This is a genomic window from Bacillus cereus group sp. N6 (assembly GCF_016483705.1).
GTDB lineage: Bacteria > Bacillota > Bacilli > Bacillales > Bacillaceae_G > Bacillus_A > Bacillus_A wiedmannii.
The window spans coordinates 21611-48096 of the sequence record NZ_JAEHBI010000042.1; the positions used below are offsets into that span (position 1 = coordinate 21611).

Here is a 26486-nt window from a genome sequence, read left to right on the forward strand (position 1 = left end):
GCGTATAAAGGTACATATAGATAGGACTTTAGGCTAATGTATACTTATAAAGTTGTAAGACCAATTTATATTGATGGTGGACCATTTATTATAAAAAGTTACGTCTATTTACGGAGGGAAAAGGGACTAAGAAAATGTAAAATGGAGGTGTTAATTGCAAGAATATACGTGTTTATGGAGGAATTTTAATGGAACGATTATGGACGAAATCATTTATTCAAATGACTTTCGCAATGTTATTTTTATTTACAGGATTTTATTTACTTGTACCAACGCTCCCGCTCTTTATTAAAGAGATAGGCGGCAATGAATCACAAGTTGGACTTATGATGGGAATGTTTACAATAGCAGCAGTTGTAATACGACCGATTATCGGAGGAATGTTAGATCAATATGGGAGAAGATCTTTTATTATTTTCGGACTCGTCTTTTTTGGGATAACGATGTATTCTTATAATTTAGCATCGACTATTGTTCTTTTAGCTGTTTTACGGGTTATTCATGGCGTGACATGGGCTGTTTCTACAACAGCTGTTGGAACAGCGATAACTGATATTATTCCAGATTCACGCCGTGGTGAAGGTATGGGTTGGTACGGGATGGCTATGACAATTGCAATGGCGATCGGCCCAATGATTGGATTATCGGTTGTACAACATTATTCATTTCACGGCCTATTCTTGTTGGCAACTCTTTTATCCTTTATGGCAGTCCTATTATCGTTCATGACGAAAATGCCATTCACACCACAAAAAGAAAAAGGGAAAATGCAGTTGTTTGAAAAATCGGTTCTCTCCATAACAATTGTAGTTTTCTTTTTATCATTTGCATATGGAGGAATTACGACGTTTTTACCGCTATTTGCATCTTCAATAGATGTGAATCCTGGGACATTCTTTCTTGTATATGCAGTTGCTTTAACGATTGTAAGACCAATTTCAGGAAAACTATTAGATAAGTATGGAGAAGTATTTATTATACTCCCGGCACTATGTATTACGATTATCGCGATAGTTGTATTAACGATTTCAAATAGTTTAATAGGGGTAGTTATCGCAGCTACATTATACGGTGTTGGATTCGGTTCAGCACAGCCCGCATTACAAGCAGCGATGCTTACAATTATTGATCCGAGTAAAAGAGGAGTTGCTAACGCTTCATTCTTTACCGCATTTGATTTAGGAATTGGACTTGGTGCGATTTTACTTGGAGTTGTTTCGCAAATGTTCGGTTACCGTATTTTATTTGCAGGTAGTGCAATTTCAGGACTAATCGCTTTCATTATTTTTGTCATTTTTGTAAAACAGCGATTAGGTAAAAAAGAATTTGCGTAAACGAGAGGAACAAAGATCAAAATTTCAATTGAACATGACGCTCTACAATGGTTTAAGGAAGAATTCTGAATATAGCATGTTAATAGTCCAATTCAGCCTGGATATTCTTTAGGAATAGTCTTTAGGAAATTATGTGGTAAATTATGTAAGTTGATGATCTTTAGCACTTTCAAAACTATCATTTAGTTGTAGGTTTGTACGGGGAAACGTAGGAATTTAATTTAATTATGTAAAATAATAACTTTTTTAAAAGTAAATAAGTTTTATATAAGAATTATATTGAAGAGATAGTGAAATAAATATTATGAAGAAACGAGTTGTATATGTGTACAGCTCGTTTTTTTATTTTCTTAAAAAAAATGGGAGAATGATATGTTCTGTAGGATTTTCTGATTCATCCTTATATTTTGTTTTAATAAGGCGAACAAAGAAGTCTGTCCTTTCTTTATAAAATATGAAAATTATTTTTGAAAAATTGTATTGTTACATCGGTAAAAGTATAGGAAACTTATCATTATAAAATAAATTGAAATCTTCTGAAAACTCTGATACATTGAAATAGAAATGTAGTTTCACGATTTTGTAAAGGCTTACAGTTATGTGCACGAAGATCTATTAGGATTGGAGGAAATAATGATGAAAGCTGAAGAAAAATTTTCCCCGGGATTAGATGGTATAGTGGCAGCGGAGACGAAAATTTCGTTTCTTGACACAGTGAAAGGTGAAATTGTAATTCAAGGGTATGATTTAATCGAACTCTCAAAAACAAAAGAGTATTTAGACATTGTGCACCTTTTATTGGAAGAACATCTACCAAATGAGGATGAAAAAGCAAAACTCGAAAAGAAATTAAAAGAAGAATACGCGGTACCAGAAGGTGTATTCAACGTATTAAAGGCATTACCGAAAGAAACGCACCCGATGGATGGATTGCGTACAGGTGTGTCCGCATTAGCTGGTTATGATAATGATATCGAAAACCGTTCGTTAGAAGTAAACAAAAGCCGCGGGTACAAATTATTGAGTAAAGTACCAAACATTGTAGCGAATAGCTATCATATTTTAAATAATGAAGACCCAATCGAACCTCTTAAGGAATTAACATATAGCGCGAATTTCTTCTATATGTTAACAGGTAAAAAACCAACTGAACTTGAGGAGAAGATCTTTGATCGTTCCCTTGTTTTATATAGTGAACATGAAATGCCAAACTCTACATTTACAGCGCGCGTTATTGCATCAACGCAATCGGACTTATATGGTGCTTTAACAGGTGCAGTTGCATCTTTAAAAGGTAGCTTACACGGCGGTGCAAACGAAGCGGTTATGTACATGCTTTTAGAAGCTGGTAATGTTGAGAAGTTTGAAGAGTTGTTACAGAAGAAACTATATAACAAAGAAAAAATTATGGGCTTTGGACATCGTGTGTATATGAAGAAGATGGATCCAAGAGCACTGATGATGAAGGAAGCTTTAAAGCAGTTATGTGATGTAAAAGGCGATTATACACTATATGAAATGTGTGAAGCTGGAGAAAAGATTATGGAGAAGGAAAAAGGAATTTATCCGAACCTTGATTATTATGCAGCTCCAGTATATTGGATGCTTGGTATTCCAATTCAACTTTACACACCAATCTTCTTTAGCTCTAGAACAGTAGGACTATGCGCGCACGTAATTGAGCAACATGCGAACAATCGATTGTTCCGTCCACGTGTAAATTATGTTGGCGAGCGACATGTACTTAGTAAATAAGAACAACTGGGGAGTTGTTAGCGCCGCCCGCTAGATGGGTGTTTGACCGACACCCATCATTAATAATAACGAATTTTCGACAGAAAGGGAAGAATAGTATGATTAAAACAAATGAAATTAAACAAAAAGATGCATTATTAGAAGAAATTGCGGATTATGTATTAAATAAAGAGGTAACTAGCGCAGAAGCATTCAGTACTGCTCGTTACGTATTACTTGATACACTTGGATGCGGAATTTTAGCACTACAATATCCAGAGTGTACGAAATTACTAGGACCAGTTGTACCAGGAACGATCGTGCCGAATGGTACACGTGTACCAGGTACGTCATATGTGCTTGATCCAGTGAAAGGTGCATTTAATATCGGATGTATGATCCGTTGGTTAGACTATAACGATACTTGGCTTGCAGCAGAGTGGGGACATCCATCTGATAACTTAGGCGGTATTTTAGCAGTTGCAGATTATATTAGCCGTGTTCGTATTTCAGAAGGAAAAGAACCATTAAAAGTACGTGAAGTATTAGAAATGATGATTAAAGCGCATGAAATTCAAGGTGTACTAGCTTTAGAAAATAGTTTGAATCGTGTTGGTCTTGACCATGTATTATACGTAAAAGTAGCAACAACTGCTGTAGTTGCAAAAATGCTCGGCGGAACACGTGAAGAAATCTTTAATGCATTATCACATGCATGGATTGATAATTCTAGTCTTCGTACATATCGTCATGCACCAAATACAGGCTCACGTAAATCATGGGCAGCAGGTGATGCAACAAGCCGCGGTGTTCATCTTGCAATGACTGCTCTAAAAGGTGAAATGGGATATCCAACAGCATTATCTGCACCAGGCTGGGGATTCCAAGATGTATTATTCAATAAACAAGAATTAAAGTTAGCAAGACCATTAGAGTCTTATGTAATGGAAAATGTATTATTTAAAGTTTCATATCCAGCAGAGTTCCATGCACAAACAGCTGCAGAGTGTGCTGTGAAATTACATCCAGAAATTAAAGAAAGATTAGATGAAATTGATCGTATTACGATTACAACTCATGAATCAGCAATTCGTATTATCGACAAAGAAGGTCCATTAAATAACCCAGCTGATCGTGATCATTGCTTACAATACATTACGGCAATTGGTTTGTTAAAAGGAGATATCGTTGCGGATGATTATGAGGATGTAGTAGCAAATGATCCACGTGTAGATGAATTACGTAATAAGATGGTTGTTGTTGAAAACAAACAGTACAGTTTAGATTACCTTGACCCGAACAAGCGCTCAATCGCCAACGCTGTTCAAGTTCATTTCAAGGATGGCACTGTAACAGAAAATGTGGAATGTGAATATCCACTTGGTCACCGTTTCCGTAGAGACGAAGCAATTCCAAAAGTTGTTCAAAAATTCACTGCAAATATGGCAGGTCATTATTCTAGTAAGCAACAAGAACAAATTCATGAAGTTTGTCTAAATGAAGAAAAACTAGAAAATATGAATGTAAACGAATTTGTAGATCTATTCTTAAATTAATAATAGGGGGAATTTAGAATGGCTTGGGTTGTGAATAAACAGTCAACACAAGAGGAGCTTGCGAATCGCTTCCGAGCTTTAGTAGAAGCAAATGGGATTTTGCAAATTCCAGGTGCTCATGATGCAATGGCTGCTCTTGTTGCGAAAACTACAGGTTTTTCAGCTTTATATTTATCGGGAGCTGCTTATACTGCAAGTAAAGGTCTACCAGATTTAGGAATCGTGACGTCTACTGAAGTAGCAGAGAGAGCAAGGGATATAGTAAGAGCTACAGATTTACCAGTTCTTGTTGATATTGATACAGGATTTGGCGGTGTATTAAACGTAGCGAGAACAGCAGTAGAAATGGTGGAAGCAAAAGTTGCGGCTGTTCAAATTGAAGATCAACAATTACCGAAGAAATGTGGACATTTAAATGGTAAGAAACTTGTTACTACAGAAGAGTTAGTTCAAAAGATTAAAGCGATTAAAGAAGTTGCACCAAGCTTATATATTGTGGCACGTACAGATGCTCGCGGTGTAGAAGGCTTAGATGAAGCAATCGAAAGAGCGAACGCTTATGTAAAAGCAGGTGCAGATGCAATATTCCCTGAAGCGCTTCAATCAGAAGAAGAGTTCCGTCTATTTAATAGTAAAGTAAATACGCCTTTACTTGCGAATATGACTGAGTTCGGGAAAACGCCGTATTATAGTGCAGAGGAATTTGCAAATATGGGCTTCCAAATGGTTATTTATCCTGTAACTTCACTTCGTGTTGCAGCGAAAGCATATGAGAATGTGTTTACTTTAATTAAGGAAACAGGTTCTCAAAAAGATGCACTTTCAAGTATGCAAACGAGAAGTGAGTTATATGAAACAATTTCATATCATGACTTTGAAGAACTAGATACTGGAATTGCAAAAACAGTATTATCAGAGGATCAATAGATAAAACAACTAAGGCGATGAGAATACATCTTTGGCAAAATGAACTGCTTGATGTGACAATTCATCGCCTTCTGTTTTCAAAAATAAGAAATTCCACTCATCGTAGACGAGCATACGTAGTAGCAAGTAAGGCCGAAATGATAGGGGGATTCAGATGGAGAAAACAAAGTTACCGTGGGATGAATTTTTTTCACTTAATAAAGATGTGAATTATACTTTCTTTACGCCAGAAGATTTTTCAGGAGATGAAGATTTAATCGCAAAAACGACAGAACAATTCGTTAAACAAGAAATTGTTCCACAAATGGAGAATATAGAACAACATAACTATAAAATTTCTCGTCAATTATTTGAGAAAGCTGGAGAACTTGGATTATTAAGTATCGAAGTCCCAGAAGAGTACGGCGGATTTGAGTTAGGAAAGGCAGTTTCAGGGCTTGTAGCAGAAAAAATGGGATACGCTGGTGCATTTAGTGTTTCCTTTAATATACATGCTGGTGTAGGTACATTGCCTTACATATATTACGGAACGAAAGAACAAAAAGAAAAATATTTGCCGAAAATTGCGTCTGGAGAATGGATTGGGGCTTATGCTTTAACTGAGCCAAATGCTGGTTCTGATGCTTTAAGTGCAAAAACAAGTGCAGTATTAAATGAAGATGGTACTGCTTGGAAGTTAAATGGTGAGAAGCAGTGGATTACAAATGCTCATATGGCAGATGTATACGTTGTTTTTGCGAAGACAAATAAAGGAATGACAGCGTTTATTGTCGAAAGAACATGTGAAGGTGTATCCATTGGACTAGAAGAAAAGAAAATGGGGATTAAAGGTTCTTCAACGGCTACCCTAATTTTAGAAGATGTTGTCATCCCTGCTCAAAATGTTTTAGGGGAAGTTGGAAAAGGGCATCACGTAGCTCTTAATATTCTTAACTTCGCTAGACTAAAGCTGGCTTTTGGAAATATTGGAACAGCAAAACAAGCAATTGGTTTGTCGGTTCAATATGGAAAAGAGCGAAAACAGTTCCAAACGGAATTAGTAGATTTTACGATGATTCAAGAGAAAATTGCAAATATGATCATTGCTACATATGGAGCAGAAAGTGCAGCCTACCGTACAGCAGGTGTAATTGATGAAGCAATTCATGAGAGTGATGAAGATCTTATGAAGAAAATGTCTCAATTTGCAATTGAATGTGCACTTAATAAAGTAAATGCTTCTGAAACACTTGGTCATATCGTAGATGAAGCTGTACAAATTCATGGTGGTTACGGTTATATGCAAGAGTACGAGGTAGAACGATTATATCGTGACGCTAGAATTAGTCGTATTTTTGAAGGAACGAACGAAATTAATAGATTAACAGTTGCTAAAATGTTAATGAAGCAAATGGAACAAATTGAAGATACTGAAGTAGAAGTTGATGTAGCAAATGTTGAAAGAAACCATCGTTACATTTTATTAGCGAAAAAATTGTTGAAACAATCTTTGAAAACGCTCTCTAAAACTCCAGGGTTAAAAATTGACCAAGAACAAGAATATTCACGTGTATTATCAAATATGTTAACGGACGTGTACGTCATGGAATCAGCATTTTTACGCACGAGTAAAGCAATTAGTAAAAATGGTGAAGAGAAAGAGCGTACGAAACAAATGATAACTGATGTTATTTGTGAAGAAGGCTATCGTAAAGTAGAAGAAGCAGCGATTTCTATACTTGCAGCGGCTGTCACAGAAGAACAAGATAGACACGTAATTTTAGCTGGAATTCGTCAATTATTAGTGCCTTTATACACGAACGTATTTACAAAAAAGAGAGAAATTGCGAAAGCTATTATAAATCGTGGAAAGTATATTGTGTAAATAGGAGGAAAGCGATATGAAAAAGATTGGCTTTATCGGTTTAGGTAATATGGGTCTTCCGATGTCTAAAAATTTAGTTAAATCGAGTTACACAGTATACGGTGTGGATTTAAATAAAGAGGCCGAAGCTTCCTTTGAAAATGAAGGAGGAATTATTGGCTTATCAATCTCAAAACTAGCAGAAACATGCGATGTGATTTTTACAAGTTTACCTTCACCTCGCGCTGTTGAAGCGGTGTATTTTGGGGAAGAAGGATTATTTGAAAATAGCCACTCGAATGTAGTTTTAATTGATACAAGTACTGTATCTCCACAATTAAACAAACAGTTAGAGGAAGCTGCAAAGGAAAAGAAAGTAGACTTTTTAGCAGCGCCTGTTAGTGGTGGGGTAATTGGAGCTGAAAACCGTACATTAACGTTTATGGTTGGTGGATCGAAAGAAGTATATGAGAAAACGGAATCTATCATGGGCGTACTAGGTGCGAATGTTTTCCATGTTAGTGAGCAGATTGATAGTGGCACAACAGTTAAATTAATTAATAACCTATTAATTGGTTTTTATACAGCTGGTGTGAGTGAAGCTTTAACATTAGCGAAAAAGAATAATATGGATTTAGATAAAATGTTTGATATTTTAAATGTAAGTTACGGTCAAAGTAGAATTTATGAGCGTAATTATAAAAGTTTCATTGCAACTGAAAACTACGATCCAGGATTTACTGTGAATTTATTAAAGAAAGATTTAGGATTTGCAGTAGATTTAGCGAAAAAAAGCGAACTTCACTTACCAGTAAGCGAAATGCTATTAAACGTATATGAAGAAGCAAGTGAGGCAGGATATGGTGAAAACGATATGGCTGCTTTATATAAGAAAGTTAGTGAACAGTTAATTTCTAATCAAAAATAATAGACTTATATACATCATAAAAAAGGAGAGAATATAATGATTACAACTGAAATTAAACGAGTAAAAAATCATATTAATGGTGAGTGGGTAGAATCTACTGGTACAGAAGTAGAAGCAGTTCCGAATCCGGCGACTGGAAAAATTATCGCTTACGTTCCGCTATCTCCGAAAGAAGATGTTGAAAAAGCTGTTGAAGCGGCAAAAGCAGCATACGAAACATGGTCTAAAGTACCAGTTCCGAATCGTTCAAGACAATTATATAAATATTTACAGCTTTTACAAGAAAACAAAGAAGAGCTTGCTAAAATCATTACGCTAGAAAATGGTAAAACATTAACGGATGCAACTGGTGAAGTGCAGCGAGGGATTGAAGCGGTAGAACTTGCAACATCAGCACCAAATTTAATGATGGGACAAGCTCTTCCGAATATTGCTAGCGGCATTGATGGATCGATTTGGCGCTACCCAATTGGAGTTGTTGCTGGTATTACACCGTTTAACTTCCCAATGATGATTCCATTATGGATGTTCCCACTTGCAATTGCTTGCGGTAATACGTTCGTATTAAAAACATCGGAAAGAACGCCACTTTTAGCAGAGCGACTTGTAGAGTTATTCTATGAAGCTGGTTTTCCAAAAGGGGTATTGAATTTAGTACAAGGCGGAAAAGATGTTGTAAATAGCATTTTAGAAAGTAAAGATATTCAAGCTATTTCATTCGTTGGATCTGAGCCGGTAGCTCGTTACGTGTATGAAACAGGTACGAAACACGGGAAACGTGTACAAGCGTTAGCTGGTGCAAAAAACCATGCGATTGTAATGCCTGATTGCAATCTTGAGAAAACAGTGCAAGGTGTAATTGGATCTGCATTCGCAAGTAGTGGAGAGCGCTGCATGGCATGTTCAGTAGTAGCAGTAGTTGATGAAATTGCTGATGAATTCATCGACGTACTAGTAGCAGAGACGAAGAAGTTAAAAGTAGGTGACGGTTTCCACGAAGATAATTATGTTGGACCATTAATTCGTGAATCTCATAAAGAGCGCGTATTAGGCTATATTAATAGCGGTGTAGCAGATGGAGCAACTTTATTAGTTGATGGTCGCAAAATTAAGGAAGAAGTTGGAGAAGGTTACTTTGTAGGTGCGACAATCTTTGATGGTGTAAATCAAGAAATGAAAATTTGGCAAGATGAAATTTTTGCTCCAGTATTAAGCATTGTACGAGTTAAAGATTTAGAAGAAGGTATTAAATTAACAAATCAATCTAAATTTGCAAATGGCGCGGTTATTTATACGTCAAATGGTAAACATGCACAAACGTTCCGTGATAATATCGATGCTGGTATGATCGGTGTAAACGTAAACGTTCCAGCACCAATGGCATTTTTCGCATTTGCAGGAAATAAAGCTTCATTCTTTGGTGATTTAGGTACAAATGGTACAGATGGTGTTCAATTCTATACACGTAAAAAAGTTGTAACAGAGCGCTGGTTTTAATAGAGAGTAAACAGCCAAAACAGTTGTTAAATGAAAAACACCACTCTGAAGATGTGGTGTTTTTCATCTTGTTAATTATTTTTTTCAAAAGCTAGTTTAATACCAAAGCCAATTAAGACGATTCCTGTTAAGCCTTGAATATAACGTTGCGTCCTCGGTTTTTTCATAAAAGCACTAATTTTATCAATTAAAAATATATAAAAAGCGAACCAAATAACTGTTAATACGAGGTAAGTAAGACCCATTACGAGAAGTTGAATAAACGTATTATGATTTGGATTTAAAAATTGAGGTAAAAAGGTTAAAAAGAAGACTGCAACTTTAGGGTTTAATAAATTCGTAAGAAACCCTTGGCGAAAGCAAGAAGTGTGTTCATCTTCATTATTTAAAGATATATCGTTCGTATCAAAGCCTTCTTTGTTTCTTACCGCTAAAAGGGCTTTAATGCCAATATAAATTAAATACAGAGCTCCAACGTACTTGAAAATAGAAAATAAAAGAGCTGACTTTACAATAATTGCGGAAAGTCCGATTACTGCTGCTAAAGTATGAATTAAAAGTGCAACACATGTACCGAACACTGTTTTCACTCCACCGACCTTACCGGCAACCAATGTATTTTTCGTCGCCATTGCAGTATCAGGACCGGGTAAAATAATAAGACAAATAGACATAATGATGAAAAGAAAATAATTTTCAATCATAGTTGCTCCTCCTTTTTATTTTTAGAATATTTGATTAAAAATAGTGTAGCACACATTTTTGATTTAATAAAATTAAATTTTATTAAAAATTATTAAATGAGAAAGAGGCTATATAGTAGTGAAATTCCACTACTATATAGCCTCATGTTTATCCCGAATGAACGGGCGCCCCACCACTTATGCGTTAAGTAAGTTGAAGAATCGATTTACATCTTCTTCTGAAACATCACTTAACTGCTTATATATATAATCCGGATTTTGATCTTTATCAACGACAACAGATCGTACTCCTTCAAAGAAATCTGCATGTCTCATGAAATTTTTAGCAAGTACAAGGTCAGTAGCGAAACATTCTTCAACGGACTTATTTTGTCCATCAATAAACTGTTTTAATGTTACTTTTAACGAAATAGGGGATTTGGATAATAGTGTTTCTTTCGTTTTTAAAGCAAAGGAACTTTGGTCTTTCTCCAATGAATGGACGATCTCTTCAATTGTATCGAAAGCAAAATGAGTATTCATTTCTTCTAATGAAGGAGCAAGCTCGCTTTCTAATTTTGGAGCAGTTGCAAATGTACGAATAACTTCTTTTAAATTAGTATGTACATCATCTTCTTTATGCCAATTTACATTTTCAAGTTCAGTAAGGAAATTTGGTAAGGAATCAGATGTCATAAAGTAATCAGCAGCGTTTATAAATAATACGTCAGCAGCTTTTAAAATAGATGCTGTTAAAGCAACATATCGGCCTGCAAAACCTGGAGCTTTATTTAAGAAATAAGCAGCACCGACATCTGGAAAGAATCCGATATTCATCTCTGGCATTGCCCATTTCGTACGCTCCGTTACAATTCGATATTTCGCACCATTTGTAAGACCGACACCACCACCCATTACAATTCCATCTAAACAAGCGATGATCGGTTTTTTATATTGATAAATATATGTATCAATTTCATACTCTTCTTCAAAGAAACGTTCCGCATGCTGTAATGTAGCTTCATTCGAACGTGCTTCATAAAGAGTTTTAATGTCGCCACCTGCACAAAAACCTTTTGTGCCAGCTCCTTTTAATACGATAAGCGCAATTCGCTCATCATTTTCCCACTCTTTCAGTTTTTGCCCAATTGGTTGCAACATGTCATAAGATAAAGAATTAAGTGCTTTTGGGCGGTTTAAAGTAATTGATGCAACGCCGTTTTCGCTAACAGAAAATAAAACGTGTTCAGTCATAATTCATCCTCCCTTACATATCTTCTTATTCTTAATTCTTGATACGTACTGAAATGTCCTTTATAAATTTTGTCTAAACTTGACGGTGCGTGTTAATTTCGACACTGCATATTTTGACGAGTTATATTTGCAGGATTTTGAAGGTTGAAAATGAATATTACAACATTACTGTAATTGTAATTATTTGAAATTATCATGATAAACACGCTATTATATATGTGTAAATTGTGCATAATTACTTCAAAAAGAGTATTTGAAGTGATTATGATGAAAGAAAAATTGCTTTTCATTAGAAATAGAGAAAGGAGAAATCGGAATGCCAGGACCTTTACTATTGTCGGTGATTATTTTGTCTTCTTTAATGATAGGGATAACGCAGTATTTTCATCATACAGATACGACAGAGGAAGTGAAGGATAAAGTACGACTTGTATTTCCGATTTTTATCATATCTATTTCTTTTTGCATTTTATTAAATAAGGATGGGTACATTATCGCAGTATTTTCATTTTTTGTAGCGATCGTTTTCATTACAGTTTTATATTATGTAATGAAAGACTTTATACAAAAATAAAGATGTCACATTAGACATTTTTATTTTTACAATAAATAAAATTTCACATACCGTATTATATATAAAAATAAAAAACATATAGCGGTAGAAAAGTGTGTACTTTGCCGTGTATTTACTTGTCAATCTTGCATAGCCAATATACTATTAATAGTGTAGAGATTAGAAAAAGGGGTTGTATCTGTCATGAAATTTGAGATGCACACAAAAATTATTTCAAATGAAAAAGAAGTAAGATTACATATAGAAGAAAACATATTTCAATTAAAATTGGATGGTTATCACTTATTTACAGTTCAAGAAATATTGCCTTTATATAAATCAAATGAAGAAAGAATTGGTAGTGCAATGATACAAAAGTTAGAGTGGGAAAACGGAAAAACTACAATAAACTATCAACTCGTATCACTAAAATCAGTAAATTAAAAGGAGCAGGAAACTATGAAGTTATTTCATACAGCGGATTGGCATTTAGGAAAGCTCGTTCATGGCGTGTATATGACTGAAGATCAAAAGATTGTATTAGATCAGTTTGTACAAGCTGTTGAAGAAGAAAAACCAGATGCCGTAATTATTGCAGGGGATTTATATGACCGAGCAATTCCACCTACGGAAGCAGTAGACTTATTAAATGATGTTTTACAAAAAATAGTCATTGATTTACAAACACCAGTTATTGCGGTTGCAGGAAACCATGATAGTCCAGATCGTATTCATTTTGGAAGTAGTTTAATGAAGAAACAAGGATTATTTATTGTGGGACAATTTCAATTTCCATATGAGCCAATTATATTAAATGATGAATATGGCGAGGTTCACTTCCATCTCGTTCCATATGCGGATCCAAGCATAGTTAGACATGTTTTGAAAAACGAAGATGTACGTTCTCATGATGATGCGATGCGTATTTTTATGAATGAGCTTTCTGAAACAATGGATAAAGAAGCAAGACACGTATTTGTTGGTCATGCATTCGTAACTTCTGCGGGAGAAGCGGAAGAGAATACAAGTGATGCAGAACGACCACTTTCAATTGGTGGTGCTGAATACGTAAATAGTCATTATTTTGATAAGTTTCATTACACAGCGCTTGGACATTTACATCAAGCGCATTTTGTACGTAATGAGACAATTCGATATTCAGGTTCTCCACTTGCATATTCTATTTCTGAAGAAAAACATAAAAAAGGATATTATATTGTGGAACTGGACGAGCAAGGTGAAGCAACAATTGAAAAAAGGTTACTTGCACCACGTCGTAAAATGCGAACAGTAGAAGCGAAAATAGATGAATTATTACAACATCCAGTAAGTGAAGATTATGTGTTTGTAAAATTATTAGATGAAAATCCTGTCTTGCAGCCAATGGAAAAAATACGATCTGTATATCCAAATGCAATGCATGTTGAAAGATCTATTCAAAGACGAGAGTTCACAGAGTCAAATGAAGTAACTGTTTCAAGACATAAAACGGATGATTTATCGTTATTAAAGGCTTTTTATAAAGAAATGAAAGGCTTAGATTTATCAGAAGAGAAAGAACGTCTATTTGTAGAAGTACTACAAACAGTGCAAGAACGGGAAGGTGAACGAGGATGAGACCGATTCAACTAATTATGACAGCATTTGGGCCATATAAACAGAAAGAAGTAATCGATTTTAATGATCTTGGAGATCATCGTATTTTCGCCATTTCTGGGAATACAGGAGCTGGAAAGACAACGATTTTTGATGCGATTTGTTATGTGTTATATGGTGAGGCAAGCGGAGAAGAACGTAGTGATACGAGCATGCTTCGCAGTCAATTTGCTGATGATAATATGTATACAAGTGTAGAACTAACCTTTCAGTTAAAAGGGAAACGTTATGAAATAAAACGACAACTTGGACATAAAAAACAAGGGAACAAGACAATTACGGGACATGCAGTAGAACTATATGAAGTGATTGATGAAGAGAATGTTCCAGCTGTTGATCGTTTCCATGTAACGGATGTAAATAAAAAAGTGGAAGATTTAATTGGTTTAAGTAAACATCAATTTAGCCAAATTGTTATGTTACCACAAGGGGAATTCCGAAAACTATTAACATCTGAGACAGAAAACAAAGAAGAAATTTTACGTCGTATTTTTAAAACGGATCGTTATAAGTTAATGCGTGAGTTACTTGATCAAAAACGAAAACAATGGAAAGACGTTTTACAAGAAAAACAGAAAGAGCGAGAGCTATACTTCCGTAATGTTTTCAAATTACCAATCCGCGATGGAGCATTATTAGAGACATTGGTGGAACAAGAACATGTAAACACGCATCAAGTAGTAGAAGCATTAGAACAAGAAACAGATGTGTATAAGGCAGAGGTGGAGCAATTACAAGTAGAACAAGATGTTCAAACGAAGCAATTAAAGGATGCTGAAACACGTTTTCATGCAGCGAAATCCATAAATGAGAAATTTATAGATTTACAACAAAAGAATGAGAAATATAACACTTTACAAGAAAATCGTACAGTTATTGAAATGAAAGAAAAATCTTTTAAACGTGCGGAAGAAGCGAAGCGCTTATTACCATTTGAACAATGGTACGAAGAAGCAATGCAAAATGAGCAGAAGGCTGAAAGTTTATTAAAACAAATAATCGCTAAAAAAGAAAATGTAACGAAAAGCTTTGAACTTGCTCAGGAGAAATATGAAGCGGTAAAGAATAAAGAACCTGAGAGAGAAAATGCAAAAAAACTTGTTCAAAGATTAGAAGAGTTACAACCGATTATTGCATCATTAGCTGAGAAACAGTTGAATTTACAAAATGCAGAAATTCAAATAGGGAAATTAAAAGAAAGTATGCAAAACTTAGATCGACAATTAGATGAGCATACAAATCAAAAACAGCTAATGTCTGATGAATTACAGCAATTAGAACGAGCACTTGAGCAATATGTAGCTAAAGTAGAGGAACTAACGAATATGCGAGAAGATGCCAAAGTTTTAAAGCAAGCATATGATGTTTGGCAAGAAAAGCAAAAATTCGAGAAAGAAAAAGAAGCGGCATATAATAAGATGCGATTGGCAGTTAACGCATATGAAAATATGGAACGTCGCTGGTTAAGTGAACAAGCTGGTATATTAGCTCTTCATCTACATGATGGCGAATCTTGTCCAGTATGTGGTAGTACGAACCATCCGAAAAAAGCTACAGAGCAAAGTAATGCGATCGATGAAAAAGAGTTAAATGATTTAAGAGAAAAGAAAAATGTTGCTGAAAAATTACATGTTCAATTAGAGGAGAAATGGAATTTCTATCACCTACAATATGAACAGGTAATAGAGGAGGTTAAGAAGCGAGGCTATCGCTCAGAGGAATTAGTTGAAACATACAGTGCACTTGTTCAAAAAGGAAAACAATTAGCAACTGAAGTAAATACGCTAAAAGCGAGTGAAGAAACGCGTAAGCAAACTGCTGTGAATATAAAGAGTGTAGAAGAAAAAGTAGATGCACTTCAGAAACAAAAGCGTGAGGTAGAAACAGTACAGCACCGTACAGAAATGGAGTGTATGCAGCTTCGTACGTCATATGAACATGATAAGAAAAATATTCCTGAAAACTTACAAACAGTCCAAGCTTGGAAAGTCCAGTTTGACCAAGCTATGCATGAACTCAAATTAATGGAGGACGAATGGAAGAAAGTGCAGGAAGCGTATCAACATTGGCAAAATGAAAATATACGTATTCAAGCAGAACAGGAAAGTGCTTCTAATCAATTTGAAAGTACAAAATTGAAGAAAGAAGAGACGTTTACGCGCTTTATGAAAGAGCTTGAGCAGAGCGGATTTACCGATCAAATTACGTATAAAGAAGCTAAATTAAGTGATGCTGAGAGGGATATGTTACAAAAAGAAATTCAAAGCTATTATTCATCTCTTGAAGTACTTGCAAAACAAATTGAAGAGTTACGTGCTGAATTAAAAGATAAAGAGTATATGGATATTACAGCTTTAGGTGAACATATAAAAGATTTAGAAATCAATCTTGATATCATTAAAGAAAAACGTCAACGTGCGCAAAATGCGGTAACATATATTTCTGATTTACATGAAAATATTAGGCGTATTGATGAACAAATTCATGAGGAAGAAAAAGCTTTCCAGGAACTTGTTGACTTATATGAAGTAATGAAAGGCGATAACGAAAGCCGTATATCATTTGAACGTTACATCTTAATTGAGTATTTAGAACAAATTGTTCAAATTGCAAACGAACGCTTACGTAAATTATCAAATGGACAATTTTATTTAAAACGAAGTGAACGAGTTGAAAAGAGAAATCGTCAAAGTGGATTAGGCTTAGATGTATACGACGCATATACTGGCCAAACACGCGATGTAAAAACATTATCTGGTGGCGAGAAATTTAATGCATCACTTTGTTTAGCGCTCGGAATGGCAGACGTCATTCAAGCGTATGAAGGCGGTATTTCCATCGAAACGATGTTTATCGACGAAGGCTTTGGTTCTTTAGATGAGGAATCATTAACAAAAGCAGTTGACGCCTTAATTGACTTACAAAAATCAGGCCGATTTATCGGTGTCATTTCACACGTTCAAGAGCTGAAAAACGCAATGCCGGCTGTATTAGAAGTAACGAAGCAGAAGGATGGGTGTAGTCAGACGAGGTTTGTGGTGAAGTAAGTTCAAGTGTAGTTCATACTTAAAGCATTCTTTGCGGGTTTCTAGTATAGAACTTATGATAAAACAAATGCCATCTCTTAATAGAGGTGGCATTTGTTTGTTATTCAATATAAAACAATTCACCTACGAGTTATCTGGAGAAGGCGGTGTATTTTCCAAACGATTATAAGCTTTAAAAGCCGAAATTGCCGATATAACACCACCTACTAAAAATAAAGCTGATCCACTGACTAATATGATACGACTGACATATGTTTCACGAGCTTCTTCAACTTCTTCTTGTAACATTGTTGGCATTTGAAATCCCCCTAAACAACATTTATTTTGTAGATAGTATATACAAACGCCTAAAATATGTTAAAATCACTGGATAGTGTTAGGAGGGAGTATATAGTTAGATGTGAATTGTTTGAAAAATCTTCATTATAAATATATGCTAACTTCACATAGAGCACATATTAACATTGTATTATGTGTATGTACCAAATAAATAAAGTGAATTGTATTTCGTTCTGTTTTTAAAAATTTAAAATTCTATTATTTTTATATAAAGGTTTCACATCGGAGTTTTAAATATTTTGGAAATAGATCTAAATAAGAGGAATTCATATAAAAGGGGAATGTCTTATGACAACATATACGAGTGAAATGAGAAAAAGTTTAGTTTCAGAAGAAGATGTAGATATTTTGAAAATTATGGCGCACCCAATCCGATTACAAATTGTAAATGAATTAAGTACGAGAAAAACTTGTAATGTAACACAATTAACAGAATTACTAAATATTCCACAATCGACTGTTTCGCAACATTTATCAAAAATGAAAGGTAAAGTGTTACGAGCTGAGAGAAGAGGTTTAGAAATTTATTATCATATTAATAATTTAAAAGCGAGTAAGATTGTAAGTGTTTTAGGATATATAAACTAATGAAGTATTTTCATATAAAATAGCCCCTGCTGGTGAGCAGGGGCTATTTTTTGTTGTTTTATGTATTCGTATTTAAAATTTTATAGTTTTTATGATTTACAATCGTTCGATCAAATTCAAAAGTACCACCGCTTACATTTGTAATTTCAACTAAGACCGATTCAGTATAAAGTTTTAATACAGATCCTGTAATCTTTAAATTATTTCGTTGAAAAAGTATAGTATCCCCTACGTTTGCTTTCATAGTACCTCCTCATTAAAGACAGAAATATTTTTTATTATATATATTAAACCACGTATAGATATATTAGTGAATATTTAGTTTTGTTTATCAATAAAATATTTTTTATTTTATAAAAAATAAAGTGCATTGTAGTGTGAAAATAGTTTTTTTCTGTTTGTATAAGGAAATCAAAATATTGCAATATAGGTATCGTATAACTTGAGGCATAATTTTTATAAAGAGAGATGATAAAACAGCTGTAAGTCGTACTGATGCAAAACATTATAATAGCTACTTACGTATTTAATAATTCGTTTTTGTATTTCGTCCTTCGTTTTCTGTAACTGATTCCATATTTTTGACGCTCTATCTTGTAAGTGCTTACATAAACGGAAACATCTTATACAATGAAGGTGTTAAATCAAATGAGGTGGCCAATATGAACATAAAAAAAGAAAATTTAGCGAATAGCATTGAAATAGAAAGAGGAGGCGGAAAGGTATGAAAAAATCAAATGTTAATCCATGGCTTGTTGTCCTTGGTACAGTCATAGTACAAATGGGACTTGGAACGATTTATACATGGAGTTTATTTAATCAGCCTTTAGTTAGTAAATACGGTTGGAGTCTTAACGCAGTTGCTATAACTTTCTCAATTACTAGTCTTTCCTTAGCGTTTTCGACTTTATTTGCGAGTAAATTGCAAGAAAAATGGGGACTTCGTAAACTTATTATGATAGCTGGACTAGCATTAGGACTAGGATTAATACTTAGTTCACAAGCTTCCTCATTAATATTGCTTTATGTACTAGCAGGGGTTGTTGTAGGTTATGCAGATGGTACAGCATATATCACTTCACTATCCAATTTAATAAAGTGGTTTCCAAAGCGTAAAGGTTTAATTGCTGGTATTTCTGTCTCTGCATATGGTTCGGGTAGCTTAATCTTTAAATATGTTAACGCACAGTTAATTGAATCAGTTGGTGTATCACAAGCATTTATATACTGGGGTTTAATTGTTACAGCTATGATTGTATTTGGCGCTTGTTTAATCCATCAAGCTGCAGATCAAGGAGCAGTTCATGAAACAAAAACTCAGGAATATACAACGAAAGAAATGTTAGGCACAAAACAAGTATACTTATTATTTATTATGTTATTTACATCATGTATGAGTGGCTTATACTTAATTGGTATGGTAAAAGACATTGGTGTTCAACTTGTAGAGCTTAGCGCAGCGACAGCAGCTAATGCGGTGGCTATGGTTGCAATCTTCAATACATTAGGTCGTATTATTTTAGGACCGTTATCAGATAAAATCGGCCGTTTAAAAATCGTTACTGGTACATTTGTTGTTATGGCAGCTTCAGTCTTGGTTTTAAGTTTCGTAGATTTAAATTATGGTATCTACTTCGTATGTGTAGCAAGCGTAGCGTTTTGCTTTGGTGGAAATATCACTATTTTCCCAGCTATCGTTGGTGATTTCTACGGTATGAAAAACCATAGTAAGAACTACGGAATTGTGTATCAAGGATTTGGATTTGGAGCACTTGCAGGTTCCTTTATCGGTGCACTTCTAGGTGGATTCAAACCAACCTTCATGGTGATCGGTGTATTATGTGTCGTATCATTTGTTATCGCAATTTTAATTCAAGCACCTAAGCAGAAAAAAGAACAAGAAGAAGAGTATAGCAGCGTAGCATAAGTATATAAATCTTCTATCACACTATAAATACGAAAAAGCATCCTATTAAATAGGGTGTTTTTTTTATGAATGATTGCAAGGAGGTTATATAATCTTTGGGATTTTCGAGACAAAAAAGCGAGTGAAATACCCAATTGGATTATATTGGAATATTAAAAAATGATACATTATATCCGAAATACGTATTAAATCTTAAAATATAAACAAGACATACATCAATAATTGCAAGATATATTTTCTCGGTATTTTCAGAAAAATGTTGAGAAAATATATACTTGAGCTTTTGATAAGGCTTTGTAAATGAAGGTATCTACAGTTAGTCTTCTACAAGTTTAAAAAGAGGAGTATGAATTAAATGTGTAATGTAAGTACTTATTAATGCTTTTAGATGTAATTGTATTGAGAATCACCAAAATATTTTATCTGAAAAATAAAAATAGGTTGACAAGTTTATTGAGAAAGATTATCATTTAGCTGTAAGAATGTTAAATGAAAAACATTATCAATGAATAATATTTTGATGAAAAGTACACTTGACCAATTAGTTTAGTAAGTGTATTATTTTTTACATCATCAGTGATAATGAAAATCGTTATCATTAATGATGTTAAACTGGATTAATTTTTATATGAAAGGATAGAGGAAATGAACATAGGGGAATTTGATGGGAAAACGGTTTTAGTAACTGGTGCAGCGCAAGGTATAGGTAGTGTTGTAGCAAACATGTTTTTAGAAAGAGGAGCTACAGTTATTGGGGCTGATCAAACTGAAGAGGGGTTAAACGTACTCTTAAATCAAAATGAATTAAATGAAACACGTGTGAAAACGTTTCGTTTAGATGTGAGTGATAGTGCCGCTGTTGAAGAAGTAGTAGAACGGATTGAAAATGATATAGCACCGATAGATATATTAGTAAATGTTGCAGGGGTTTTACGTATGGGAGCGATTCACTCTTTAAGTGATGAAGATTGGAATAAAACATTCTCTGTAAATTCTACAGGAGTTTTCTATATGTGCCGAGCAGTAAGTAAATATATGATGCAAAGAAAGTCAGGGGCAATTGTTACAGTTGGCTCAAATGCGGCAAATACTCCGAGAATGGAGATGGCTGCGTATGTTGCATCAAAAGCTGCAACGACGATGTTTATGAAATGTTTAGGGTTAGAACTTGCAGCATACAATATTCGCTGTAACTTAGTTTCTCCAGGTTCTACTGAAACTGAAATGCAAAGATTATTATGGGCTGATGAGAATGGAGCTGAAAATATAATTGCTGGTTCTCAAAATACATATAGACTCGGTATTCCGTTACAAAAAATCGCACAACCTTCAGAAATTGCTGAAGCAGTATTGTTTTTAGCCTCTGATAAAGCGAGTCATATTACAATGCACAATTTATGTGTCGATGGCGGAGCTACATTAGGAGTTTAATAAAAAATTCAGGAGGTTTTAATACTATGAATGAACTTATAGCCGTAAAGGAACTGTCGGAAAAATTATTAGAAGATTATAAAACTGAATCTTCGTTCTTTTTTGCTTCACCAACTCGAACGATATTGACAGAAGGAGAGTTTACTACAGTAAAACATCATGAAATTGAAAGTTTTATAGAACTTGTACAAGCGGTATTACGTAATGCAAAACAAGCTGGAAATCCGAATCCTATCGTTGTTGGTGCTTTGCCTTTTGATCGTAGAAAAGAAGTTCAACTTATCGTACCAGAACATAGTAGAATTACTGAGCGTTTACAGTTAGAGACAACAAATGAGATAAAACGAAATGAGAAACTGGCATTTGAAATGACGCCTGTACCAGATCCTGAAGTTTATATGAATGGTGTAAAGCAAGGGATCAAAAAAATACAGGACGGCGATTTAAAGAAAATCGTTCTATCCAGATCATTAGATGTTGAATCTTCCGAAAAGATTGATAAGCAAAAACTTCTTCGAGAATTAGCAGAGCATAATAAGCGTGGTTATACATTTGCTGTGAATTTACCGGAAGATGAAAACGAGTGTAATAAAACATTAATTGGAGCAAGTCCTGAATTACTCGTTTCACGTAATGGTATGCAAGTTATTTCTAATCCGTTAGCTGGTTCAAGACCACGTAGTGATGATCCAGTAGAAGATAAGAGAAGAGTAGAGGAATTACTTTCTTCTCCGAAAGATTTACATGAACATGCGGTAGTAGTGGAAGCGGTTGCTGCTGCGCTTCGTCCATACTGTCATACATTACATGTTCCGGAAAAACCATCCGTTATTCATAGTGAAGCGATGTGGCATTTGTCTACTGAAGTGAAAGGTGAACTAAAGGATCCGAATACTACTTCTTTGGAATTAGCAATTGCTCTTCATCCTACGCCAGCAGTTTGCGGAACACCGATGGAAGAAGCGAGAGAGGCGATTCAAAAAATTGAACCATTTGACCGTGAATTCTTTACAGGAATGCTAGGATGGAGCGATTTAAATGGAGATGGTGAATGGATTGTTACAATTCGCTGTGCTGAAGTGCAAGAAAATACACTTCGTTTATATGCAGGAGCGGGAGTTGTTGCTGAGTCAAAACCAGAAGATGAGTTAGCAGAAACATCAGCTAAGTTCCAAACAATGCTGAAGGCTCTAGGGTTAAGTGATAATTCGCTGAATGAAAAATAGGGGGAAGAAAGAATGTTAGCAGGTTTCACGGAATGGCCAGAAGAATTTGCAAATCGTTATCGAGAAGAAGGATGTTGGCTTGGAGAAACATTTGGTTCGTTGTTAAGAGAACGTGCTGAAAAGCATGGAGATGAAATTGCAGTTGTAAGTGGTAATACGCATATAACGTATAGTGAGCTTGATAAAAAAGTAGAGTGCTTAGCTTCAGGTTTACTGAATTTAGGAATAAAGAAAGAGGACCGGGTTGTAATACAGTTACCCAACATTATCGAGTTTTTCGAAATATGCTTTGCGCTATTTCGAATTGGAGCACTTCCTGTTTTTGCACTACCTTCACATCGAAGCAGTGAAATTAGTTATTTTTGTGAGTTTGGTGAGGCGAGTGCTTACGTTATTTCAGATAAGGCTCTTGGCTTTGATTATCGAAAACTAGCAAGAGAAGTGAAAGAGAAAGTACCAACTTTACAACATGTAATTGTAGTGGGAGAAGAAGAAGAGTTTGTGAACATAAGTGATCTGTATATAGATCCCGTTCCATTACCAGAAGTTCAGCCAAGTGATGTTGCGTTTCTCCAATTATCAGGAGGGACAACAGGACTTTCTAAATTAATTCCTAGAACACACGATGACTATATTTATAGTTTACGTGTTAGCGCTGAAATTTGTAATTTAAATGCAGAAAGTGTCTATATGGCAGTTCTTCCAGTAGCACACAATTACCCGATGAGTTCTCCAGGGACATTTGGAACTTTCTATGCGGGTGGAAAAGTAGTGTTAGCAACTGGAGGGAGCCCAGATGAGGCATTTGCTCTTATAGAAAAAGAAAAAGTAACGATTACAGCGCTCGTTCCACCATTAGCAATGATTTGGCTTGATGCTGCATCTTCCCGTAATAACGATTTATCGAGCCTAGAAGTGATTCAAGTAGGTGGTGCGAAATTTAGTGCCGAAGTTGCGAAGCGTATTCGCCCTACATTTGGATGTACGTTACAGCAAGTGTTTGGTATGGCAGAAGGGTTAGTAAATTATACGAGATTAAATGATCCGGAAGAAATCATTATTCATACACAAGGTAGACCGATGTCTACATTCGATGAAGTACGGGTTGTTGATGAAAATGATAACGATGTAAAACCTGGTGAAGTAGGTAGTTTATTAACAAGAGGGCCCTATACAATTCGTGGCTATTATAAAGCAGAAGAGCATAATGCACGATCATTTACAAAGGATGGATTTTATCGCACAGGTGATCTTGTAAAAGTAAATGAACAAGGTTACATCATTGTAGAAGGTAGGGATAAAGATCAAATTAACCGTGGTGGCGAGAAAGTTGCTGCGGAAGAAGTTGAAAATCATTTATTAGCACATGATGCAGTACATGATGTAGCCATCGTATCAATGCCTGATGATTATTTAGGAGAACGTACTTGTGCGTTTGTAATAGCTCGTGGACAAGCTCCGACAGTAAGTGAATTAAAAATGTTTTTAAGAGAACGGGGTATAGCGGCTTATAAGATTCCAGATCGAATTGAATTTATTGATTCATTCCCGCAAACAGGTGTTGGAAAGGTAAGCAAAAAAGAGTTACGTAAAGTCATTACGGAAAAACTTATTACGGTAAAGCGATAAAAAAATAAAAATTGGAAGGAAGTGATTAGATGGCTATCCCATCTATTTCAGTATACAAAATGCCAGTTGAATCAGAACTACCAAAAAATAAAGTGAACTGGATGCCAGATCCGAAACGTGCGGTTCTTTTAATCCATGACATGCAAGAATATTTTCTTGATGCATATAGCGATAAAGAATCACCCAAAGTAGAACTCATTTCAAATATTAAGGTGATAAGAGAAAAATGTAAGGAACTTGGTATACCAGTTGTTTATACTGCACAACCAGGTGGACAAACGTTAGAACAACGTGGATTATTACAAGACTTCTGGGGTGACGGTATTCCTGCTGGACCAGATAAAAAGAAAATTGTCGATGAACTTACTCCTAATGAAGATGATATATTCTTAACAAAATGGAGATATAGTGCATTTAAAAAGACAAATCTATTAGAAATTTTAAATGAACAGGGAAGAGATCAACTTATTATTTGCGGTATTTATGCGCATATCGGCTGCCTTTTAACAGCTTGCGAAGCATTTATGGATGGTATAGAATCATTTTTTGTAGCAGATGCAGTTGCTGATTTTTCAATAGACCATCATAAACAAGCATTGGAGTATGCATCTAATAGATGTGCAGTAACGACATCAACAAACTTACTGTTAAAAGATTTACAAAGTGTAAAAAGTGATGAGAGTGAAGGAATCACTTTACAGGAAGTGCATGAACTAGTTGCACAACTACTTCGTGAGCCAGTAGAGAGTATTGATATTGATGAGGACTTACTAAATAGAGGACTTGATTCGGTCAGAATTATGAGTTTAGTAGAGATGTGGCGTCGTGAAGGGAAAGAAATAACTTTTGCAGATTTAGCAGAACGTCCAACTGTTTCCGATTGGTACAGTTTACTATCTTCACAGACAGCACAGGTGCTGTAACAAATAGACTACATAATAAAGGGGTAGTAAAGAATGCCTAATAGTCAAAAGGTTCGTCATTCGTTATCATCTGCGCAGACTGGTATGTGGTTTGCACAGCAATTAGATCCGCTTAATCCGATTTATAATACTGGGGAATATGTTGAAATAAACGGAAATATTAATCAAGAAATTTTCCAATTAGCAGTACGTAAAGTTGTAACAGAAGCAGAAGCACTACATGTTCGCTTCGAAGAGGATGAAATTGGTCCATGGCAAGTTATTGAAGAATTACAGTTTCATATGTATTTTATTGACGTTCGTAAAGAAGAAAATCCTGAAGAAGCTGCTAAAGTATGGATGAAAAATGATTTATCTATGCCAGTCGATTTGAAAAGAGATACTTTATTTACTGAAGCACTTATTCAAGTTGAAAATAATCGTTTCTTTTGGTATCAGCGCATCCATCACATTGTGATGGATGGCTATGGATTTTCACTTCTAAGCCAAAAGGTAGCGAAAGAGTGTACATCACTTATAGAAGAAACAAGAAAGAATGAAAAGCCATTTGGTTCTCTTGCAAAAATTGTACAAGAAGATATGGAGTATCGTGAGTCTAAACAATTTCAAGAAGATCGTACTTTTTGGTTAGAAAAATTTGCAGATGAACCGGATGTCATAAGTTTAGCAGAACGAGCGCCGAGAACATCAAATGGATTTTTACGAGAAACAGCTTATTTATCCAGTTCTAGCACGAAAACTTTACTAGAAGATATTAATGTTTCTTTAACAAGTTGGCCGGAATTTATTGTAGCTGTAACAAGTATTTACATGCATAAATTAACAGGTGCAAATGATATTGTTTTAGGTTTACCAATGATGGGGCGTCTCGGTTCTGCATCTATTTATACACCGAGCATGGTAATGAATTTAGTACCACTTCGTATTACAGTAACTCCAAATATAACTCTTGCGGAATGCATACAGCAAGTTTCTAAAGAGATTCGAGAAGTACGTCGTCATCATAAATACCGTCATGAGGAATTAAGAAGAGACTTAAAGTTACTAGGTGAAAATCAAAGGTTATACGGGCCGTTAGTGAATGTGATGCCTTTTGATTATGGGCTTAATTTTGCTGGGAATCGTGGTATTACACATAATTTATCAGCAGGACCAGTCGATGATTTATCGATAAATGTATATAAACGTTTTGATCAAAATGAGCTAATGATTCATTTTGATGCGAATCCGTTAGTATATAGTGATACGGAACTAGCATTGCATAAAGAGAGATTTATGAATGTATTAGAATTAGTGATAAATGATTATCAAAAAGACGTGTCGATTGGAAATATAAACGTAACTACTCAGCTTTTTCAGACAAAAAAGCAGGCCAAATACATGTTTCCGATTTGAAAACATGAAAAAAAAT

The 26486-nt window shown here is 35.0% G+C and carries 21 protein-coding genes and 1 pseudogene; 18 read left to right on the forward strand and 4 right to left on the reverse strand.

The features are described from left to right. Positions 1-188 precede the first annotated feature (188 nt). The 7 genes from JDS99_RS23325 to JDS99_RS23355 all read left to right on the forward strand — a co-directional run bounded on the left by JDS99_RS23325 (position 189) and on the right by JDS99_RS23355 (position 9819). Positions 189-1334, forward strand: a complete 1146-nt coding sequence (locus JDS99_RS23325) for an MFS transporter (protein ID WP_199695798.1) — start codon at positions 189-191, stop codon at positions 1332-1334. 633 nt (positions 1335-1967) lie between these two features. Continuing rightward, positions 1968-3089 carry a citrate synthase gene (gene mmgD, locus JDS99_RS23330; protein ID WP_137036222.1) on the forward strand — a complete coding sequence of 374 codons (1122 nt, stop codon included), beginning with the start codon at positions 1968-1970 and terminating at the stop codon, positions 3087-3089. A 98-nt stretch (positions 3090-3187) separates the two neighbouring features. After that, positions 3188-4624: a 2-methylcitrate dehydratase gene (prpD, locus tag JDS99_RS23335; protein ID WP_000598118.1), complete on the forward strand. Its 1437-nt coding sequence runs from the start codon at positions 3188-3190 to the stop codon at positions 4622-4624. An 18-nt stretch (positions 4625-4642) separates the two neighbouring features. After that, positions 4643-5551, forward strand: a complete 909-nt coding sequence (prpB, locus tag JDS99_RS23340) for a methylisocitrate lyase (protein ID WP_199695799.1) — start codon at positions 4643-4645, stop codon at positions 5549-5551. Between the two features lie 154 nt (positions 5552-5705). Next, positions 5706-7415 carry an acyl-CoA dehydrogenase family protein gene (locus JDS99_RS23345; protein ID WP_137015013.1) on the forward strand — a complete coding sequence of 570 codons (1710 nt, stop codon included), beginning with the start codon at positions 5706-5708 and terminating at the stop codon, positions 7413-7415. Positions 7416-7431: 16 nt separating this feature from the next. Further along, positions 7432-8322 carry an NAD(P)-dependent oxidoreductase gene (locus tag JDS99_RS23350; RefSeq protein ID WP_199695800.1) on the forward strand — a complete coding sequence of 297 codons (891 nt, stop codon included), beginning with the start codon at positions 7432-7434 and terminating at the stop codon, positions 8320-8322. A 36-nt stretch (positions 8323-8358) separates the two neighbouring features. Beyond that, entirely contained in the window at positions 8359-9819 is a 1461-nt protein-coding gene (locus JDS99_RS23355; RefSeq protein WP_060488680.1) for a CoA-acylating methylmalonate-semialdehyde dehydrogenase, read from the forward strand. 71 nt (positions 9820-9890) lie between these two features. Here JDS99_RS23355 and JDS99_RS23360 read toward each other — a convergent pair whose 3' ends face one another. Together JDS99_RS23360 and JDS99_RS23365 are read right to left on the reverse strand one after the other, a co-directional pair. After that, entirely contained in the window at positions 9891-10523 is a 633-nt protein-coding gene (locus JDS99_RS23360) for a LysE family translocator (RefSeq protein WP_000572331.1), read from the reverse strand. A 177-nt stretch (positions 10524-10700) separates the two neighbouring features. Then, entirely contained in the window at positions 10701-11756 is a 1056-nt protein-coding gene (locus JDS99_RS23365; RefSeq protein ID WP_199695801.1) for an enoyl-CoA hydratase/isomerase family protein, read from the reverse strand. A 316-nt stretch (positions 11757-12072) separates the two neighbouring features. Between JDS99_RS23365 and JDS99_RS23370 the strand changes: the two genes are divergently transcribed. The 4 genes from JDS99_RS23370 (at position 12073) to JDS99_RS23385 (ending at position 17012) form a co-directional block, all read left to right on the forward strand. After that, on the forward strand, positions 12073-12330 hold the full coding sequence (locus JDS99_RS23370) for a hypothetical protein (RefSeq protein ID WP_046955733.1): 258 nt from the start codon (positions 12073-12075) through the stop codon (positions 12328-12330). A 183-nt stretch (positions 12331-12513) separates the two neighbouring features. After that, a complete protein-coding gene (locus JDS99_RS23375) occupies positions 12514-12753 on the forward strand; it encodes a DUF2584 family protein (protein ID WP_000667347.1) in 240 nt (79 codons plus the stop codon). Between the two features lie 15 nt (positions 12754-12768). Continuing rightward, entirely contained in the window at positions 12769-13926 is a 1158-nt protein-coding gene (locus JDS99_RS23380) for an exonuclease SbcCD subunit D (protein ID WP_060488683.1), read from the forward strand. Then, a complete protein-coding gene (locus JDS99_RS23385) occupies positions 13923-17012 on the forward strand; it encodes an AAA family ATPase (protein ID WP_199695802.1) in 3090 nt (1029 codons plus the stop codon). Before JDS99_RS23380 ends, JDS99_RS23385 begins: the two co-directional genes overlap by 4 nt. A 123-nt stretch (positions 17013-17135) precedes the next feature. Here JDS99_RS23385 and JDS99_RS23390 read toward each other — a convergent pair whose 3' ends face one another. Then, positions 17136-17309, reverse strand: coding sequence for a hypothetical protein (locus JDS99_RS23390; RefSeq protein ID WP_001142749.1), 174 nt, complete (start codon positions 17307-17309; stop codon positions 17136-17138). Between the two features lie 330 nt (positions 17310-17639). Between JDS99_RS23390 and JDS99_RS23395 the strand changes: the two genes are divergently transcribed. Further along, positions 17640-17939, forward strand: coding sequence for an ArsR/SmtB family transcription factor (locus JDS99_RS23395; protein ID WP_000214798.1), 300 nt, complete (start codon positions 17640-17642; stop codon positions 17937-17939). A 58-nt stretch (positions 17940-17997) separates the two neighbouring features. On the opposite strand, the gene JDS99_RS23400 is transcribed toward JDS99_RS23395, so the two are convergent. Then, positions 17998-18183, reverse strand: a complete 186-nt coding sequence (locus JDS99_RS23400; protein ID WP_000646791.1) for a YkvS family protein — start codon at positions 18181-18183, stop codon at positions 17998-18000. 480 nt (positions 18184-18663) lie between these two features. On the opposite strand from JDS99_RS23400, the gene JDS99_RS23405 reads away from it, so the two are divergent. The 6 genes and pseudogenes from JDS99_RS23405 to JDS99_RS23430 form a co-directional block, all read left to right on the forward strand. Continuing rightward, on the forward strand, positions 18664-19866 hold the full coding sequence (locus JDS99_RS23405; protein ID WP_199695803.1) for an L-lactate MFS transporter: 1203 nt from the start codon (positions 18664-18666) through the stop codon (positions 19864-19866). A gap of 645 nt (positions 19867-20511) precedes the next feature. Next, positions 20512-21297 (forward strand): 2,3-dihydro-2,3-dihydroxybenzoate dehydrogenase, encoded by a 786-nt coding sequence (gene dhbA / locus JDS99_RS23410; RefSeq protein ID WP_001020440.1) that lies wholly within the window; start codon positions 20512-20514, stop codon positions 21295-21297. A gap of 26 nt (positions 21298-21323) precedes the next feature. Next, complete coding sequence (gene dhbC, locus JDS99_RS23415) at positions 21324-22523, forward strand: isochorismate synthase DhbC (RefSeq protein WP_199695804.1); 1200 nt, start codon at positions 21324-21326, stop codon at positions 22521-22523. 12 nt (positions 22524-22535) lie between these two features. After that, positions 22536-24152 (forward strand): (2,3-dihydroxybenzoyl)adenylate synthase, encoded by a 1617-nt coding sequence (locus tag JDS99_RS23420; protein ID WP_199695805.1) that lies wholly within the window; start codon positions 22536-22538, stop codon positions 24150-24152. A gap of 29 nt (positions 24153-24181) precedes the next feature. Further along, positions 24182-25075 (forward strand): isochorismatase family protein, encoded by an 894-nt coding sequence (locus JDS99_RS23425; protein ID WP_199695806.1) that lies wholly within the window; start codon positions 24182-24184, stop codon positions 25073-25075. A gap of 33 nt (positions 25076-25108) precedes the next feature. Further along, a pseudogene (locus JDS99_RS23430) lies at positions 25109-26419 on the forward strand (condensation domain-containing protein); the annotation flags it as partial. Between the last annotated feature and the right edge of the window lie 67 nt (positions 26420-26486).